General features: G+C 37.5%; 18 protein-coding genes and 1 pseudogene. 10 read left to right on the top strand and 9 right to left on the bottom strand.

Annotated elements, in window-relative coordinates:
- Positions 1–645, bottom strand: a complete 645-nt coding sequence (locus EPI11_RS10430; protein WP_128389912.1) for a hypothetical protein — start codon at positions 643–645, stop codon at positions 1–3.
- A 236-nt stretch (positions 646–881) separates the two neighbouring features.
- On the opposite strand from EPI11_RS10430, the gene EPI11_RS10425 reads away from it, so the two are divergent.
- Entirely contained in the window at positions 882–1,829 is a 948-nt protein-coding gene (locus tag EPI11_RS10425; protein WP_128390083.1) for an L-threonine 3-dehydrogenase, read from the top strand.
- Positions 1,830–1,928: 99 nt separating this feature from the next.
- Here EPI11_RS10425 and EPI11_RS10420 read toward each other — a convergent pair whose 3' ends face one another.
- On the bottom strand, positions 1,929–2,453 hold the full coding sequence (locus EPI11_RS10420; protein ID WP_128389911.1) for a nuclear transport factor 2 family protein: 525 nt from the start codon (positions 2,451–2,453) through the stop codon (positions 1,929–1,931).
- A gap of 182 nt (positions 2,454–2,635) precedes the next feature.
- On the opposite strand from EPI11_RS10420, the gene EPI11_RS10415 reads away from it, so the two are divergent.
- Positions 2,636–2,875: a hypothetical protein gene (locus EPI11_RS10415; RefSeq protein WP_128389910.1), complete on the top strand. Its 240-nt coding sequence runs from the start codon at positions 2,636–2,638 to the stop codon at positions 2,873–2,875.
- On the opposite strand, the gene EPI11_RS10410 is transcribed toward EPI11_RS10415, so the two are convergent.
- The 6 genes from EPI11_RS10410 to EPI11_RS10385 all read right to left on the bottom strand — a co-directional run bounded on the left by EPI11_RS10410 (position 2,876) and on the right by EPI11_RS10385 (position 7,077).
- Complete coding sequence (locus tag EPI11_RS10410; protein WP_128389909.1) at positions 2,876–3,298, bottom strand: very short patch repair endonuclease; 423 nt, start codon at positions 3,296–3,298, stop codon at positions 2,876–2,878.
- Complete coding sequence (locus tag EPI11_RS10405; protein ID WP_128389908.1) at positions 3,299–4,378, bottom strand: HpaII family restriction endonuclease; 1,080 nt, start codon at positions 4,376–4,378, stop codon at positions 3,299–3,301.
- On the bottom strand, positions 4,362–5,639 hold the full coding sequence (locus EPI11_RS10400; RefSeq protein ID WP_128389907.1) for a DNA cytosine methyltransferase: 1,278 nt from the start codon (positions 5,637–5,639) through the stop codon (positions 4,362–4,364). Before EPI11_RS10400 ends, EPI11_RS10405 begins: the two co-directional genes overlap by 17 nt.
- Entirely contained in the window at positions 5,636–5,857 is a 222-nt protein-coding gene (locus tag EPI11_RS10395) for a helix-turn-helix domain-containing protein (protein WP_128389906.1), read from the bottom strand. Before EPI11_RS10395 ends, EPI11_RS10400 begins: the two co-directional genes overlap by 4 nt.
- Positions 5,858–6,047: 190 nt before the next feature.
- Positions 6,048–6,515, bottom strand: coding sequence for a hypothetical protein (locus EPI11_RS10390; protein ID WP_128389905.1), 468 nt, complete (start codon positions 6,513–6,515; stop codon positions 6,048–6,050).
- A 145-nt stretch (positions 6,516–6,660) separates the two neighbouring features.
- Positions 6,661–7,077 (bottom strand): hypothetical protein, encoded by a 417-nt coding sequence (locus EPI11_RS10385; RefSeq protein WP_128389904.1) that lies wholly within the window; start codon positions 7,075–7,077, stop codon positions 6,661–6,663.
- Positions 7,078–7,436: 359 nt separating this feature from the next.
- On the opposite strand from EPI11_RS10385, the gene EPI11_RS10380 reads away from it, so the two are divergent.
- Positions 7,437–7,937: a DinB family protein gene (locus EPI11_RS10380; RefSeq protein WP_128389903.1), complete on the top strand. Its 501-nt coding sequence runs from the start codon at positions 7,437–7,439 to the stop codon at positions 7,935–7,937.
- A 60-nt stretch (positions 7,938–7,997) separates the two neighbouring features.
- Here EPI11_RS10380 and EPI11_RS10375 read toward each other — a convergent pair whose 3' ends face one another.
- On the bottom strand, positions 7,998–8,471 hold the full coding sequence (locus tag EPI11_RS10375) for an OsmC family protein (RefSeq protein WP_128389902.1): 474 nt from the start codon (positions 8,469–8,471) through the stop codon (positions 7,998–8,000).
- Between the two features lie 217 nt (positions 8,472–8,688).
- On the opposite strand from EPI11_RS10375, the gene EPI11_RS10370 reads away from it, so the two are divergent.
- From EPI11_RS10370 to EPI11_RS10340, 7 genes and pseudogenes are all read left to right on the top strand, one after another.
- Positions 8,689–9,015: a hypothetical protein gene (locus tag EPI11_RS10370; RefSeq protein WP_128389901.1), complete on the top strand. Its 327-nt coding sequence runs from the start codon at positions 8,689–8,691 to the stop codon at positions 9,013–9,015.
- A gap of 352 nt (positions 9,016–9,367) precedes the next feature.
- Positions 9,368–9,577, top strand: a complete 210-nt coding sequence (locus tag EPI11_RS10365) for a hypothetical protein (protein WP_128389900.1) — start codon at positions 9,368–9,370, stop codon at positions 9,575–9,577.
- 232 nt (positions 9,578–9,809) lie between these two features.
- The gene (locus EPI11_RS10360; RefSeq protein WP_128389899.1) at positions 9,810–10,193 is read left to right on the top strand and encodes a YegP family protein; all 384 of its coding nucleotides are present in this window, start codon (positions 9,810–9,812) and stop codon (positions 10,191–10,193) included.
- A gap of 184 nt (positions 10,194–10,377) precedes the next feature.
- A complete protein-coding gene (locus tag EPI11_RS10355; protein WP_128389898.1) occupies positions 10,378–10,848 on the top strand; it encodes a T9SS type A sorting domain-containing protein in 471 nt (156 codons plus the stop codon).
- The gene (locus tag EPI11_RS10350; RefSeq protein ID WP_128389897.1) at positions 10,845–13,130 is read left to right on the top strand and encodes a hypothetical protein; all 2,286 of its coding nucleotides are present in this window, start codon (positions 10,845–10,847) and stop codon (positions 13,128–13,130) included. The genes EPI11_RS10355 and EPI11_RS10350 overlap by 4 nt, the downstream gene beginning before the upstream one ends.
- A gap of 211 nt (positions 13,131–13,341) precedes the next feature.
- Positions 13,342–13,812 carry a T9SS type A sorting domain-containing protein gene (locus tag EPI11_RS10345; RefSeq protein WP_128389896.1) on the top strand — a complete coding sequence of 157 codons (471 nt, stop codon included), beginning with the start codon at positions 13,342–13,344 and terminating at the stop codon, positions 13,810–13,812.
- Positions 13,809–14,820, top strand: a pseudogene (locus EPI11_RS10340) (collagen-like protein); the annotation flags it as partial. The gene EPI11_RS10345 and the pseudogene EPI11_RS10340, both read left to right, overlap by 4 nt.

Raw genomic sequence — 14,820 nt, 5'->3', positions numbered from 1 at the left:
TTAGATTCGCTTTCTCGATACTCCCGGGCCAATAGGTTTTACAGGAGATGTTGTGTTTGCAGATGGTATAGCATCAGGATTGGCCCTGCGTACAGTGTCCAAAGCCTTTATCATTTCTTCCTCGCCAAATTCTTTTGGGATTTCGCTAAAGCGAACAAGTTCGTCAAACTGATTCTGGAGAGATGTCATTTCGTGAGTAACCTCTTTAATGAGGCTTATTACCTTTTTATCGGGAATAACATCAATATTAATATAAGTGTACAACGATTTTACTTTAGTAATAAGAACTCCTATACGGCTGCGCACTTGTGGTTTGTCAAAAAAGGCAGGGATATTGTTTTTAAGTAAATCGGCTTTGTTGACAAGATTCTTGGTTTTTGTTCTGTATGCACTAATAGAACCTGTTGGTTTTTGAGACAGTTCGTTATTAAATTGCGCCCATTCGTTCCAGGAACCTATCTGGGCTGCTACCTTAGGTGTAATTGGCGGAACATTAAAGTTCCAGTTGCCACTAATGACTTTAAGTATAGAATCGTTTTGTTTTTGAGCTTTAAGAGTTGCTGCCTGTCGTTGCTGCTCGTCATCCTTACAGGAAAAAAGTAGTACCGACAAAAAGGAAAGCATAATGATTTTCAGGTATTTCATGGTATAGTGTTGAAAAAGCAAATTTACAAATGTTAGGCCAATATGGTTGTTTTATGGGTAAATTCTTTAGTTAAGCGGTTGTTAAACGTTTTGATGTAAAAAAGCACTTTATTTTCAGGATAATGCAGTTAGAAGTGTTGCTGAATCACAATCTTTTAAAAAAATGTTATAACAGCGTTATAACAGAATGAAATTCATAATCTGAAAACATTATATTTGTGGCATTAATATGTGAAATTATGGGAAGGATTTTAATCATTGGTGCTTGTGGCCAAATAGGTACAGAGCTAACTAAGAAACTTAGAGAGGTTTATGGAACTGAAAACGTAGTAGCGTCAGATATTAGAAAGGGAGAGCCGGAATTTGTAGCCTCGGGTCCGTTTGAAGTAGTAAATGCTCTTGATTTTAATCAAATCGAATCTATAATTGAAAAGCATGAGGTTGAAGATGTTTATCTTATGGCTGCATTGCTTTCGGCTACTGCCGAAAAAAACCCTGCTTTTGCATGGGACCTTAATATGAATTCACTTTTCCACGTGCTTAACCTTGCTAAAGCCGGAAAGATCAAAAAAATATTCTGGCCGTCAAGTATTGCTGTTTTCGGGCCTACAACACCAAAACAAGATACACCACAGTATACAGTAATGGAGCCGTCAACGGTTTACGGAATCTCAAAACAATCTGGCGAAAGATGGTGCGAGTACTACCATAACATTTATGGAGTAGATGTGCGCAGTATTCGTTATCCGGGTTTAATTAGCTGGTCTACACTTCCTGGGGGTGGCACTACAGATTATGCAGTAGATATTTACCATAAAGCGTTAAGCGATGGAAAATATACTTGTTTTTTAAGTGAAGAAACAAGACTGCCAATGATGTATATGGACGATGCAATTCGTGCAACAATAGAAATCATGCAGGCTCCTGCCGACAGTATCAAGATACGATCGGCTTACAACTTATCGGCAATGGACTTTACACCAAAAGAAATTGCTGAAGCTATTAAAAAAGAGATTCCGGATTTCACGATTGATTATGCACCGGACTTCCGTCAGAAAATTGCTGACAGTTGGCCGCAAAGTATTGATGATAACAGTGCAAGACAGGATTGGAACTGGAAACATGAGTTCGATCTTACTTCAATGACCTCAGATATGCTGGCACATTTAAGCGAGAAGGTTTAACAACGAATTACACAGGAACTATATATATTGAAAACGCGGATAACAGGACTTTAGCAATTACTAAAATCTAAGTTATCCGCGTTTTCGTTTTGTTAAGTTTTATTTCTTTGCCTTTAATTTTTCTATAAGGGCATCTTCATATTTTGCTTTAAAAGGTAATACTTCTTTAGTAGCATCATTAGGAACAGTCATAGACAATACATAGTGTTTTATCTTCCATTCCTTACCTTGTTTCTCCAATACTCCCGATCCGCGACAAACTTTCATCCAAGTATCAAGTAATTCATCGAACCAAGCTGTTTTTCCATCTTTGCTAAAGTAGATATTACGCTCCAGGGCTTTAAAATCCCATGCTTTTCCTTTGTCGAAATAAGGCTTAGAGAAAGCAATGAATGCTTTTTTATCCCAATTTTCTGTTGCATCAGTACCAATGTATATTCCATCTTCTGCAATCTTACCAAAGTAACCGTTATAGTCGGCTTTAGCAGCAGCGAGATGCCAGTCGTTTAAAAGAGTAGTAATGGCTTTTTTTTCGGTCTTGGGATCTGTTGCTTTTTCTTTATTTACGATAAAAGCAGTAGTAACGATCGTGAGGATAGAAAGGCAGAGGTATAATTTTTTCATGTAGATTATTTTTATAAAAGTAAAAAAATAATCTATGTATTGTTTAATTGTTGAAATTTAAGAATTAAAGTTATTATAAATTTTGTTTTATGCCCAAATTGTTGATAAGTTAATATTTTTATGATAAATGTTGTTAAAAATTTTCATAAAATTGTAATCATCAATCAATTAAACCTATTACTATGTACAGTTTGCAACACTCCGTTGAAGATTTTAAGTTATTTGAGGCGATAGCCGATATTGCTTTTATGGCAGGGCAGAAAGGGTTCTTTTCGGGAGATTCAAGAGAAGATATTGCTGAATTTATAAGTTGGGCTAAAGAATTTGAAGCCATACATGAAGATACCAATTGGGACGAAGTAGATTATATTTCCGTTGTAGATGCCTTTACTACAAATAAATTAAGAATAGACCTTCAATAACTATATTTTGCCGGCTGCTTTGTCTATTGCCTCTGCAATAAGGCCAACGCAGCCGGTTAAGTTTTTATTTACTTCTTTACTCCAAAACCGGAGAACTGTCCAGCCATTAGATTGTAAATAAGCATTGACTTCTTTATCTCGCTCTATATTTCTGGAAATTTTTTTAAGCCAAAACGCTGCATTAGTTGCTGGCTTTTTTTTTGTATCCCAATCTTTCCCGTGGAAAAATTCGCTATCAACAAAAACAGCAATTTTATATTTTTTGAATGTAAAATCGGGTTTGCCAAAAACAGTTTTGTTATTCTTACGATATCGAAGCCCCAATTGCCATAGAGCTTTCCCTAAACAAACTTCCGCTTTTGTACCTGTGCTTTTCACGGCAGACATATTTTTGGAACGTTGTTGGGGTGTATGGCGGTCCATTTATTTTAGGAACCTAATTTGTAGGTTAAGTTTAAAGTATAAATTACCTTTATCGATATAAAGCTTTCCAAATTGATATCTTGAAGTACTTGCAGTATCCATTTTAGTATTATTGATTAAATAGTTTTCGAATTCATTCTTATCATATACATGATAGCATAAAATTTCACCATCTTTTTTGACTATTAAATATCCTCCAGTAGCATCATAATCTCCTGTCCAAACTTTTGAAGGCATCATTCCTAAAGCTACATCGGTTAAAAAACGTTTAATTTTGTAACTATAAAATTTATGTTTATTTGAATTATCAAATTCTATAGGATTTAAATTTTCTATGGATGAAATAAGATCACTGATTTTAGAACGGTTACTTGTATAAAAATCATATATCATTTCTCCAACTATATCAGGCAATAAACTGTCAATGAGTATTAAGTTGTTAGAAAATATTTGTTGTTCTGTTGAAATAAACTTAAATCTTCCTCCATAATCTTTGATTAATTGAATCCGATCTTTTATTTTACTATGAGTGTCCAATGTGTTTATCTTCTCAATTTTATTCTCATCTAATTCAATATTTTCGACTTTATAAATAAAATTAGTTGTTTTTCCAGCATTTAATAAGGTTGACGGATTTCCTAATTGTGATTTTATACTAAAACCTAATGTTGGCTGTTGATTGGTCCTCTGATCATGAATAATTATGTTAATGTCAGTTTTTGCTGAGGAACTTGCTTTTAATGAAATACAGTTAATACTTCGCATGAACTCTTCAATTTCTGGAATCGAAAATGTAGTTTCATTACTTTGTTTAATTGCATTTAATAACGTAAGTGATTTGGTTTTAAATTCTTGTATAGGAATTTTTATTGTTTTATTTGATCCCGAAATAACTACAATATTATCTTGGATGGAATATTCAAAATTGCCATTCGATTCTGATCGAAGAATTTTAATAATTGGATAAAATGCATTTTTTATAATTTCTACATTTTCATTGCCTAATTTTAATGTTTTGTCAGCAAGTAATTTAAACAGAGCGTAGATTTCACTCCATTCTCCTTTATTTCCTTTTAGCATTTGTAGCTTGAATTAGGTTAAGAATTTTTTGAGCAGTTGCCTGTATAGCAGGTACAGCAACGGAATTACCAAATTGTTTGTAAGCAGATACATCTGCAACTGGAATTATAAACTCATCTGGAAAACCTTGTAATCTTGCCCATTCGCGAGGAGTCATTTTTCTAATACCTTCTCTGTTGACTTCGCCTTTAATATGAGTTGTTGGAGTAAAATCTGTAATTCTGTGATCTAAAACTAAATTCCTTTCGCGTCCCATACCTCCGACAACAATCGCATTAGCTATTCCTGAATCGGGTATTATTTCAAACCCAAACCCATTGCCTTTACTTGCATGACGTGCTTTGTGCTCTCTTAAAGTTTTCAAATATTGATTTGAAAGATAATATTTTGTTGGGACGACTTTTTTTTCTTTAATGTCTGCGAATGAAACCATAATACCTTTCGGTTTTGGATATTCAAATTCTGTAATTCCTAAATCATTTCTAAAGCCTACGATGTAAATTCGTTCACGGTTTTGGGGTACCCCATGATCTTTTGCATTGATAATTTGGGGTTCAGGAACAAAATAGTCAAGATCGTTTCTTAAAACATTTAGAATAGTGGCTAAAGTTTTTCCGCCATTATGATTTCTAAGGCCTTTTACATTTTCAAGAAAAATAGCTTTTGGTCTTTTCATTTTAATTATCTCAGCAACATCAAAAAACAAAGTTCCTCTTGTGTCTTCAAATCCTCCGCGCTTTCCGGCAATTGAAAAAGCCTGGCATGGAAAACCAGCACAAAGTAAATCGAAATTATCAGGCACATACTTTTTTGTTTGTTCCTTTGTGATATCTCCAAAAGGCACTTCTCCATAATTTGCTTGATATGTTTTTTGTGCATTTGCATCCCATTCAGATGTAAACACACACTTACCACCCAATCTTTGTAACGCTAATCTGAATCCTCCTATTCCTGCAAAAAGGTCAATAAACTTAAAAGTATAATTTTCAGGAGTTGGGAATGGAACATCTTTAACTTCAAAGAGTAATTGCTGTAAAGCAACATCTGAAACTATTTTTAGATCTTCAGAGTTATTTTTGTAAGTAACAAAATCTTCCAAATATTTTTTTGCATCTTTTTCGTAATGTTTAGCAACACCATTTTCTATATTGTGTAAATAGTGAGTTAAAACTGCTTTGTTGTAATCATTAGGCTCAATTGCTTTTTCCTTAAATTTTTTGCCATCAAATTCGTTTATTGATAATTTTTCTTTCATCTTCATTTTACAAAGGATTTGTCATTAAAAAAAGTTGCAAAATCAACGTCAAGTGCATGGATAATTTTTTCAATAATTGTTATTGAAACATTCCTTTGTCCCTTTTCGATATCAGAAATATAATTTCTGTCAACATTCGATATATTAGCTAAATGCTCAATGGAAAAGCCTTTTTCTTCTCTCATGGATTTAACCTTTAATCCGATTTTTTCTTTAATATTCATTGTCATTAAAATTATGGTTATGCGGACAATTGACCCGCCTACAATTGGCCTCGTGATGATAACTTGAGAAAAGTTTTTATGGATGAATTATTTGTAAGATCTAACTGTTTAAAAACAAAAAGCGCTACCCTTTCGGGTAGCGCTTTTATAAATAAAGCCAATATAGACCTAAGTTTATTTAAAAAAATTCCTAATGTTTATCCTTACCATGGCCGTGACCTTTTCCACCACCATGGTCTTTATGTTTTCCTGACATCGCTTTCTTAGCCTGACCTGGAGGAACGCCAATTGTTTTTTGATGTTTAGGTTTGTAGCCTTTTGGATACTTCGCCTTATATGTTTTGTAATACACATAAGGTTCGGGGCCGCGATAATCGGTCATGACGACTTTATAGCCATTATAAAAATTATAAGTTCGATAAGGAGCAGGTACTGTTACACTGCGTACCCACTTTCCGTTCGTTAAATAAATATATTGTCGGTCGTTTATATCATAGTAGGTTTCGATATCCGGTAGGTAATAGTATCTCACATCAGTATAGCCTACAGGACCCCAACTTGGAGGGTTTCCAATATTTACATTAACCGATACCTGAGCCTGAGATAAACTGCAGGTAAAGAATAGTATACCCAGTAGTAAATTTTTGATTGTTTTCATAACGATTAATTTAGGTTTTAAATTTTTAAGAGTGGTATTTGCGAATCTAAATTACATTCAATAGTAGGAATAATTCATGACATTAGGATAGATTTAGCTTTTGTATTTAAACAATAAAACCGACTTGTAGTCGGTTTTTATATTTTTAGTCCCTGTCGTGCCCACGACCACTATGATGTCCGCGATCATGGTCATGATGTTTGTGGTCTTTTTTATATTTATTACCCTTGTAATATTTTGCTTTGTGTCCTTTATAATAGGTGTAAGGCGCGTTTCCATAATAATTTTCTACAACCACTCTTGGTCTGCTGTAAACATTATAACGGCTATACACAACAGGCAGTGATGCCCTGCGTACCCAAACACCATTGTCTATATAAACATATTGCCTGTTAGGTATGTCATAATACGATTCTATTTCCGGTAGGTAATAATACCTTGCTTCTGTATATACTACGGGTGCAGGCGCAGGGCGTGCCCCTATGCTTACGTTAACAGAAACCTGTGCCTGCGAGTAGCTGGTAAACATTGCCAGCGCTACTACTAATTTAATTGCCTTCATACTATTAGTTTTGGTTAAGCTTAGGGTTATGATCCCGATTATGATTAATGTTATTATTGTATTTCCAACAACTGTGCCTAAACAAAACACAAATGGAGCAGTCAATTGGATTTTAAGATTTATTTGGGAATTTATTTTTCATAATGTGCTGTTTATTAGAGCATTGTTTTTTTTGTTAAAAATCAGATTGAAAATGGAATGATACTCATAAACGAGAGATTTATAGGATGCAGGAAACAAATTTTGAGTATAATCATAAAAAAAGATACATCTTAAAAACCTGCTGACATAGGGCTGTCACTAAGGGTTCATAATTTTGCTATGTAATAAATCAACAACCACTTACAACATTTAGAATTATGGAAACTAAAACAGCACCAGCAGTAGTGATCACTCCCGAAGCCCTTTTTGGACACTGGCAGGGACATCGTAACCTTACACGTAGAGTAATCGAAGCTTTCCCTGAAAAAGAATTATTCAATCATACCATAGGCGGCATGCGACCTTTCTCTGGCTTGGCTATGGAAATGATAGATCTTGCCAACCCTGGTATACAGGGTATAGTTACGGAGCAATGGAAAGCTATTGACGAACTGCCCCATGCAACCGGAGAAGGAATGCCGGAAACCAAAGAGGAGTTGCTGGCTTTATGGGATGAAACAACCAACCAGATAAACAGGCTGTGGCCAATGCTTACGCCAGAGCGTTTTCAGGAAACCACGATTGCTTTTGGACAATATGAAGGACCGGTATGGGGAATAATCTTTTATTTGATAGATAACGAGATACACCATAGAGGGCAAGGATATGTTTACTTACGTTCATTAGGAATAGCACCTCCTAACTTTTGGGAGAGGTAGTAAGGAGTTCAACATCAATCAGTCAAAAAAACAAAGCCTCATAATTATGAGGCTTTGTTTTTAGTTCTTTTTAGCTATGCATACTGGTTTATGATGAATAGGAAAATTACAGGAGTTGGCAATGTAACAAAATTCGTTTGCTTTTTTATGAAGATTATTAGCCTTTTCAACCATAGTACTTTCTGAAACGGTCACCGTAGGATGTAAAGTAACTTCGGTAAACTTACCGCTGCCATTTGCTGTCTCGGTCATTATACCTGTTGCATTATCGCTGTAGGTGGTTACGATCACGCCAGCTTCGGCGCACAGGTGTAAATACCATAACATATGGCAGGAGGATAGTGATGCTAGCAGTAATTCTTCCGGATTATATCTTGTTGGATCACCACGAAAAGCGGGATCGCTGGAACCTGCAATTTCGGTTTTGCCTTCTGCCGAAATTGAATAATCCCTTTTGTATTCCGTATAATTCTGAGTGCCTTTTCCGGTATTTCCTGTCCAGTTAATGGCGGTAGCATAGTTGTGTGTTTTCATATTGCGTAGTTATTCAGTAAAGATATTGAAAGCATATACGATATAAAAGCACTTGTTCTTTGAGTACTTTCTACAATAAAGTGTGGAATTCCTCAAAATTTATGATTTTACACAAAAAACATAATGTATTGATTTACAGTGCTTAAATGTTTTTTTTCATGTTTTGGTACAATTGTTTCATAGGTTATAGCAGTTTAATACCAAAATAATATATATCATGAAAAATTTATTTTTATCAGCCGCAATGTTACTGGCATTTGCCGCTAACGCACAAACAGAAACTGGAAGTACTACAGCTTTATCTAATACAACAGCAACAACTGCTTCTGTAGATCAGGAGAAAGAATACAAAAAAATCGAACAATCGCAAATAGCACCAGACGTACTAAAACAAGCGGTTGCAAAGTATAAAGATTACTCGTTAGTAGAAGCACTTGCCTCTACAGATGGTACCGAGTATAAACTTGTTTTGACAAAAGACGGTAAAGATGTCACTGCACTATACAAAAGCAATGGTGAATTTATCAAAGAAGTGACGGTATAATAAGCAATTATTATATTGTATAACAAAGAGCGGCTTTTTTGGCCGCTCTTTGTTATTTTAAATGGAAGAAAAAATTGACATAAAAACACTCTCATATCAGACATTAATAAATAAACAATATAACGTAAAGATACATATGTTTTTAAATCTAAATAATTCTCAATGTACTGTAAATCTATGGTTTATGTTTTTATTTCTACTTTCTTAAAAAATAGGCAAATGCTAAATTTTTATTAAGGCTAATCCTCTTAAAAAAGATTCTCTGTAATTTTATGAAAGAGATTGCTTCCTGAGTGAAACAGGACAAACCAGAACCCTTAGCATATTTTAACTAATCCAAAAAAGTAAAGCCATGCACATCACTATTTTTAGAACGCTGTACAAACACGTTATCGACCACGACCTTATTGAGAGATTGTTAAAAAGAAATAACATTGCATTCGAAAGAACAGCTTATGAATCCGGATCACGTTATAAGATCCTATCGGATACCGAGCAGGCAATGATAAACTTTAAAAAGAAATTAAGGGAAATTTATCCTCAGATAGCACTAAGCGCCTAATACAATTTCTCTCTTTAGAGACAAGCTTTTCATACCTTTCTGATTAGGAAATCTTTACTGATACAGTAAGGGAGGAAGTCTATACTGTTAATAAAATAATGCTTTACTGTGGGATATACAGGCTTAAATTCATTTGATTTTGTTTAGCTTTGCGATATCAAAATCAGCGAAAATCCGGTTCAGATATTTTAATTTCTGAACCGGATTTTCGGGTTAAAAAATTGAGATAACTATGGGGATGTTTGTAATTAGCAAACGATTTAACGGCGAGTATAAATTTGTTTTTACATCCAGAAAAGGAAAAACGATTTTTACAAGCATCAGTTGTAAGCAAAAGTCTGACTGTGAACTGATGATTGCTGCGATCAAAGAAAATATAGGACTGTTTGCTTTTACAAAAAACGGAACTGCTTCCGGCAAGTATTTTTTCAGGCTGTCTAAAGGCGGACTTGTATTGGCTACCAGCCGTAAATATTCTACCGAACTAAGACTGAAAAAGGGGATTGATGAGATCAATAAATATGCCCCTATTGCTGAGCTATTGGACTTCTCCGAAAATGAATTTGCATTCCCGGATGCCGATGCTGTTTTCCTGGAAGCAGGAGAAATGGATTAAAACATAAAAGAGAATATATAGTATAAAAGGAGTGGTTTTTAACCGCTCCTTTTTGTTATAAGCTGTGGTGTATTCTTAAAGAGAAACAAAATCATATCATATGTCGATAAATTATGATAATAACTTGGTTTTTTGGTAAGTACTTAAATTATATTCTATATTTGCGAGAAATATCTTATTGCTTATGAATGTGAAAATTACCATCCTTATTTTTCTTTCTTTGGGATGCATTACTTTTTGTAACGCCCAGCAAGGTTTCACTGCGGGGGGAGGAGATGCCCAAAGTAATAGCTTTTCTGTGGGGCAGATCGATTATGAATCAGGTGCAAATTTAGTAGGGAGTATTCATCAGGGAGTACAGCATTCATTTGAAATTTTTGAGATAGAAGAAATAGAGATCCGCGGCGATTTCTCGGCTGTTGTATCGCCAAATCCAACGGTATCAACCATAAACTTACACATTGAAAATATTGATCTGAGACCTTTGAGCTTTCATCTTTTTGATATGAATGGCAGGGTGTTGGAAAACAAGCTTATAAAAAAGAACGACACGGTAATATCGATGGAGGACTATGCAAGTGCCACCTATATTTTAAGGGTCAATACCGGAACAACTACACTTAAAACGTTTAAGATCATAAAGAAAGCCCCATGATAAAAAATTTACTTTTCATATCATTACTGCTGTTCAGCATTTCGCTGTTTGCGCAGGCACCTCAAAAAATGAGCTACCAGTCGGTGGTGAGAACACCCGAAGGTAAACTTGTAAAGAAGTCCCAGGTTAAAGTACGGATATCGTTATTAAAAGGATCGGAAGACGGAACACGCGTATATGGCGAGATCCATCATAAATCAACCAATGATAACGGACTTGTGAGTTTAAAGATAGGCGAAGGTACGCAACAGATGGGTCAGTTCTCAGCGATAGATTGGTCAGCCGGACCTTACTTTATAAAAGCAGAAACCGATCCGGCAGGAGGGAACGATTATCCTATTGAAGTTATAACAGAACTGATGAGTGTGCCTTATGCTTTGTATGCAGCGAATAGCCCGGCAGGACCTCAGGGCGAAATGGGTCCGCAAGGACCAGCCGGACCAAAAGGACAAACGGGAGTAAATGGACCTGTAGGACCTCCGGGAAGCACAGGTGCAACAGGGCCAGCCGGTCCGCATGGAATACAAGGTATTCCGGGCATAGCAGGATCACAGGGTATTCAAGGTATTCAGGGAGTTCCCGGAATACAGGGAACTGCAGGTGTAAGTGGAACAAACGGCATTAGTGCCTACCAGGTTTGGCTTGCCAACGGCGGATCAGGAACTGAAACGGACTTTATAAACTTCCTTAAGGGAGCGCAGGGAATTCAAGGCTTCCAAGGCGTTGCCGGACCTATAGGTCCACAAGGTATGGTAGGTGTAACCGGCGCAACCGGACCCGAAGGACAGCAGGGTACTCCCGGGATATCAGGCCCGCAGGGTGTTGCAGGTGCTGTAGGAGCAACAGGCGCAGCAGGTATAGATGGAACAAACGGCATTAGTGCCTACCAGGTTTGGCTTGCCAATGGAGGATCAGGAACTGAAACCGACTTTATAAACTTCCTTAAAGGAGTACAGGGAATCCAGGGTATCGCAGGACCTATCGGTCCTCAGGGTATGATAGGTGCTACAGGCACAATTGGTTTAACAGGTGCAACTGGCTTGACGGGTCCGCAAGGAATACAGGGAATCCAAGGTGTCGCAGGACCTATCGGTCCTCAAGGCATGATAGGTGCTACAGGCGCAATTGGTTTAACAGGTGCAACTGGCTTGACGGGTCCGCAAGGAATACAGGGAATCCAGGGTATCGCAGGACCTATCGGTCCTCAAGGCATGATAGGTGCTACAGGCGCAATTGGTTTAACAGGTGCAACTGGCTTGATGGGTCCGCAAGGAATACAGGGAATCCAAGGTGTCGCAGGACCTATCGGTCCTCAGGGTATGATAGGTGCTACAGGCGCAATTGGTTTAACAGGTGCAACTGGCTTGACGGGTCCGCAAGGAATACAGGGAATCCAGGGTATCGCAGGACCTATCGGTCCTCAGGGTATGATAGGCGCTACAGGCGCAATTGGCTTAACAGGTGCAACTGGTATGCAGGGTTTACTGCCCAATTCTACACAAACAGGGGCTACAGCTTACTGGGATGGTACTGCATGGGTAATAAATAACGGAAACATATATAACAACGGCGGCTCTGTAGGAGTGGGTACGCTAACGCCTGCCACTTCGGCAAAGCTGGAAGTTGCCTCCACAGTACAGGGTTTCCTGCCTCCACGAATGACTTATGCACAACGTAACGCTATAGTGTCTCCGGTTGCTGGATTGGTAATATGGTGTAATAACTGTGGTACAAAAGGCGAGTTACAGGTGCATAATGATACAGAGTGGACCAACATGACAGGCGGAACTGCGGCAGTAGTGATCCTTGCTATTGGCGATAGCTACCAAGGAGGAAAGATTGGTTATTTGCTTAAGCCTGGTGATGTTGGTTATGATCCTGCCGTTCAGCATGGAATAATTATTACAGAAAATGATTATGGGCCATTTGGCTGGGGATGTGATACCACTCTTATAGGTACTTCTGCGGCAATAGGATCCGGGCAGACTAATACTACTGCTATCGTTAATGCCAACTGCGCTGCTGCCAGTACATGTGCAAGAGTATGCAATGACTTAATATTGGACGGATACAGCGACTGGTATCTGCCTAGCCTGGATGAATTATTACGACTTTCTGAAAACAAAGTAGCAATAGGCAGTGCATCATTTAATGGTTATTATTATTGTTCAACTGAATTAGCTAATAATGCCGCAAAAATCGTAAATGCCAATTCTCCATTAGGTAATATGGCTGCATTGAAAAATTTGTTATACAAATTCCGTCCGGTAAGGAGTTTTTAATTGGAATTATATAATTGCTCTATCTCTGAAAGAGCAATGTTATTTAATAAAAAGGAGTGGCTAAAAACCACTCTTTTTTATTAAATAACATTGTAAATTATTTAAATTCCTACAAAAATAATAATAAATTATAATTTAACTTTTTATTTATAATCTAAATTATGCTTCTATATTTGCAAAAAATATCTTACTGTTAAACAGTGGCTTACCTATGAATATAAAAATTGTTAGTTTGTTTGTTCTTTCTGTGGGATGCATCACTTTTTGTAATGCTCAGGAAGGTTTCACTGCGGGGGGAGGAGATGCCCAAAGTAATAGCTTTTCTGTTGGGCAGATTGATTATGAATCAGGTGCAAATTTAGTAGGGAGTATTCATCAGGGAGTACAGCATTCATTTGAAATTTTTGAGATAGAAGAAGTAGAGATCCGTGGCGATTTCTCGGCTGTTGTATCGCCAAATCCAACGGTATCAACCATAAACTTACACATTGAAAATATTGATCTGAGACCTTTGAGCTTTCATCTTTTTGATATGAATGGCAGGGTGTTGGAAAACAAGCTTATAAAAAAGAACGACACGGTAATATCGATGGAGGACTATGCAAGTGCCACCTATATTTTAAGGGTCAATACCGGAACAACTACACTTAAAACGTTTAAGATCATAAAGAAAGCCCCATGATAAAAAATTTACTTTTCATATCATTACTGCTGTTCAGCATTTCGCTGTTTGCGCAGGCACCTCAAAAAATGAGCTACCAGTCGGTGGTGAGAACACCCGAAGGTAAACTTGTAAAGAAGTCCCAGGTTAAAGTACGGATATCGTTATTAAAAGGATCGGAAGACGGAACACGCGTATATGGCGAGATCCATCATAAATCAACCAATGATAACGGACTTGTGAGTTTAAAGATAGGCGAAGGTACGCAACAGATGGGTCAGTTCTCAGCGATAGATTGGTCAGCCGGACCTTACTTTATAAAAGCAGAAACCGATCCGGCAGGAGGGAACGATTATCCTATTGAAGTTATAACAGAACTGATGAGTGTGCCTTATGCTTTGTATGCAGCGAATAGCCCGGCAGGACCTCAGGGCGAAATGGGTCCGCAAGGACCAGCCGGACCAAAAGGACAAACGGGAGTAAATGGACCTGTAGGACCTCCGGGAAGCACAGGTGCAACAGGGCCAGCTGGTCCGCAAGGTATTCCAGGTGTTGCGGGAGCTCAGGGTGTTCCAGGTCCTGTGGGTCCACAAGGTCCGATAGGAGCGACAGGCGCAACAGGAGATACTGGTCTGCAAGGTATACAAGGAATTATAGGTCCGATAGGTCCGGTTGGACTTCAGGGACTCCAAGGAGTTCAAGGTATTGTTGGTAATACCGGCGCATCAGGAGCTAATGGTATCAGTGCTTATCAGGTTTGGCTTGACAATGGCGGAACAGGAACAGAAACCGATTTTATAAATGCGCTTAAAGGAGCACAGGGAATACAAGGAATTACAGGTCCGATAGGTCCGGTTGGACTTCAGGGACTCCAAGGAGTTCATGGTATTGTTGGTAATACAGGCGCATCAGGAGCTAATGGTATCAGTGCTTATCAGGTTTGGCTTGACAATGGCGGAACAGGAACAGAAACCGATTTTATAAATGCGCTTAAAGGAGCACAGGGAATACAAGGAATTACAGGTCCGA

The sequence above is a fragment of the Flavobacterium cerinum genome (genome assembly GCF_004028155.1).
GTDB classification, from domain to species: Bacteria; Bacteroidota; Bacteroidia; order Flavobacteriales; family Flavobacteriaceae; genus Flavobacterium; species Flavobacterium cerinum.
This window is presented reverse-complemented; position numbering and strand designations above follow the sequence as displayed.

What these genes read in the sequence shown, in the direction of transcription:
- EPI11_RS10430 (WP_128389912.1), bottom strand. Translation starts at nt 645, where the DNA reads ATGAAATACCTGAAAATCATTATGCTTTCCTTTTTGTCGGTACTACTT.
- EPI11_RS10420 (WP_128389911.1), bottom strand. Translation starts at nt 2,453, where the DNA reads ATGAAAAAATTATACCTCTGCCTTTCTATCCTCACGATCGTTACTACT.
- EPI11_RS10415 (WP_128389910.1), top strand. Translation starts at nt 2,636, where the DNA reads ATGTACAGTTTGCAACACTCCGTTGAAGATTTTAAGTTATTTGAGGCG.
- EPI11_RS10410 (WP_128389909.1), bottom strand. Translation starts at nt 3,298, where the DNA reads ATGGACCGCCATACACCCCAACAACGTTCCAAAAATATGTCTGCCGTG.
- EPI11_RS10405 (WP_128389908.1), bottom strand. Translation starts at nt 4,378, where the DNA reads ATGCTAAAAGGAAATAAAGGAGAATGGAGTGAAATCTACGCTCTGTTT.
- EPI11_RS10400 (WP_128389907.1), bottom strand. Translation starts at nt 5,639, where the DNA reads ATGAAGATGAAAGAAAAATTATCAATAAACGAATTTGATGGCAAAAAA.
- EPI11_RS10395 (WP_128389906.1), bottom strand. Translation starts at nt 5,857, where the DNA reads ATGAATATTAAAGAAAAAATCGGATTAAAGGTTAAATCCATGAGAGAA.
- EPI11_RS10390 (WP_128389905.1), bottom strand. Translation starts at nt 6,515, where the DNA reads ATGAAAACAATCAAAAATTTACTACTGGGTATACTATTCTTTACCTGC.
- EPI11_RS10385 (WP_128389904.1), bottom strand. Translation starts at nt 7,077, where the DNA reads ATGAAGGCAATTAAATTAGTAGTAGCGCTGGCAATGTTTACCAGCTAC.
- EPI11_RS10380 (WP_128389903.1), top strand. Translation starts at nt 7,437, where the DNA reads ATGGAAACTAAAACAGCACCAGCAGTAGTGATCACTCCCGAAGCCCTT.
- EPI11_RS10375 (WP_128389902.1), bottom strand. Translation starts at nt 8,471, where the DNA reads ATGAAAACACACAACTATGCTACCGCCATTAACTGGACAGGAAATACC.
- EPI11_RS10370 (WP_128389901.1), top strand. Translation starts at nt 8,689, where the DNA reads ATGAAAAATTTATTTTTATCAGCCGCAATGTTACTGGCATTTGCCGCT.
- EPI11_RS10365 (WP_128389900.1), top strand. Translation starts at nt 9,368, where the DNA reads ATGCACATCACTATTTTTAGAACGCTGTACAAACACGTTATCGACCAC.
- EPI11_RS10360 (WP_128389899.1), top strand. Translation starts at nt 9,810, where the DNA reads ATGGGGATGTTTGTAATTAGCAAACGATTTAACGGCGAGTATAAATTT.
- EPI11_RS10355 (WP_128389898.1), top strand. Translation starts at nt 10,378, where the DNA reads ATGAATGTGAAAATTACCATCCTTATTTTTCTTTCTTTGGGATGCATT.
- EPI11_RS10350 (WP_128389897.1), top strand. Translation starts at nt 10,845, where the DNA reads ATGATAAAAAATTTACTTTTCATATCATTACTGCTGTTCAGCATTTCG.
- EPI11_RS10345 (WP_128389896.1), top strand. Translation starts at nt 13,342, where the DNA reads ATGAATATAAAAATTGTTAGTTTGTTTGTTCTTTCTGTGGGATGCATC.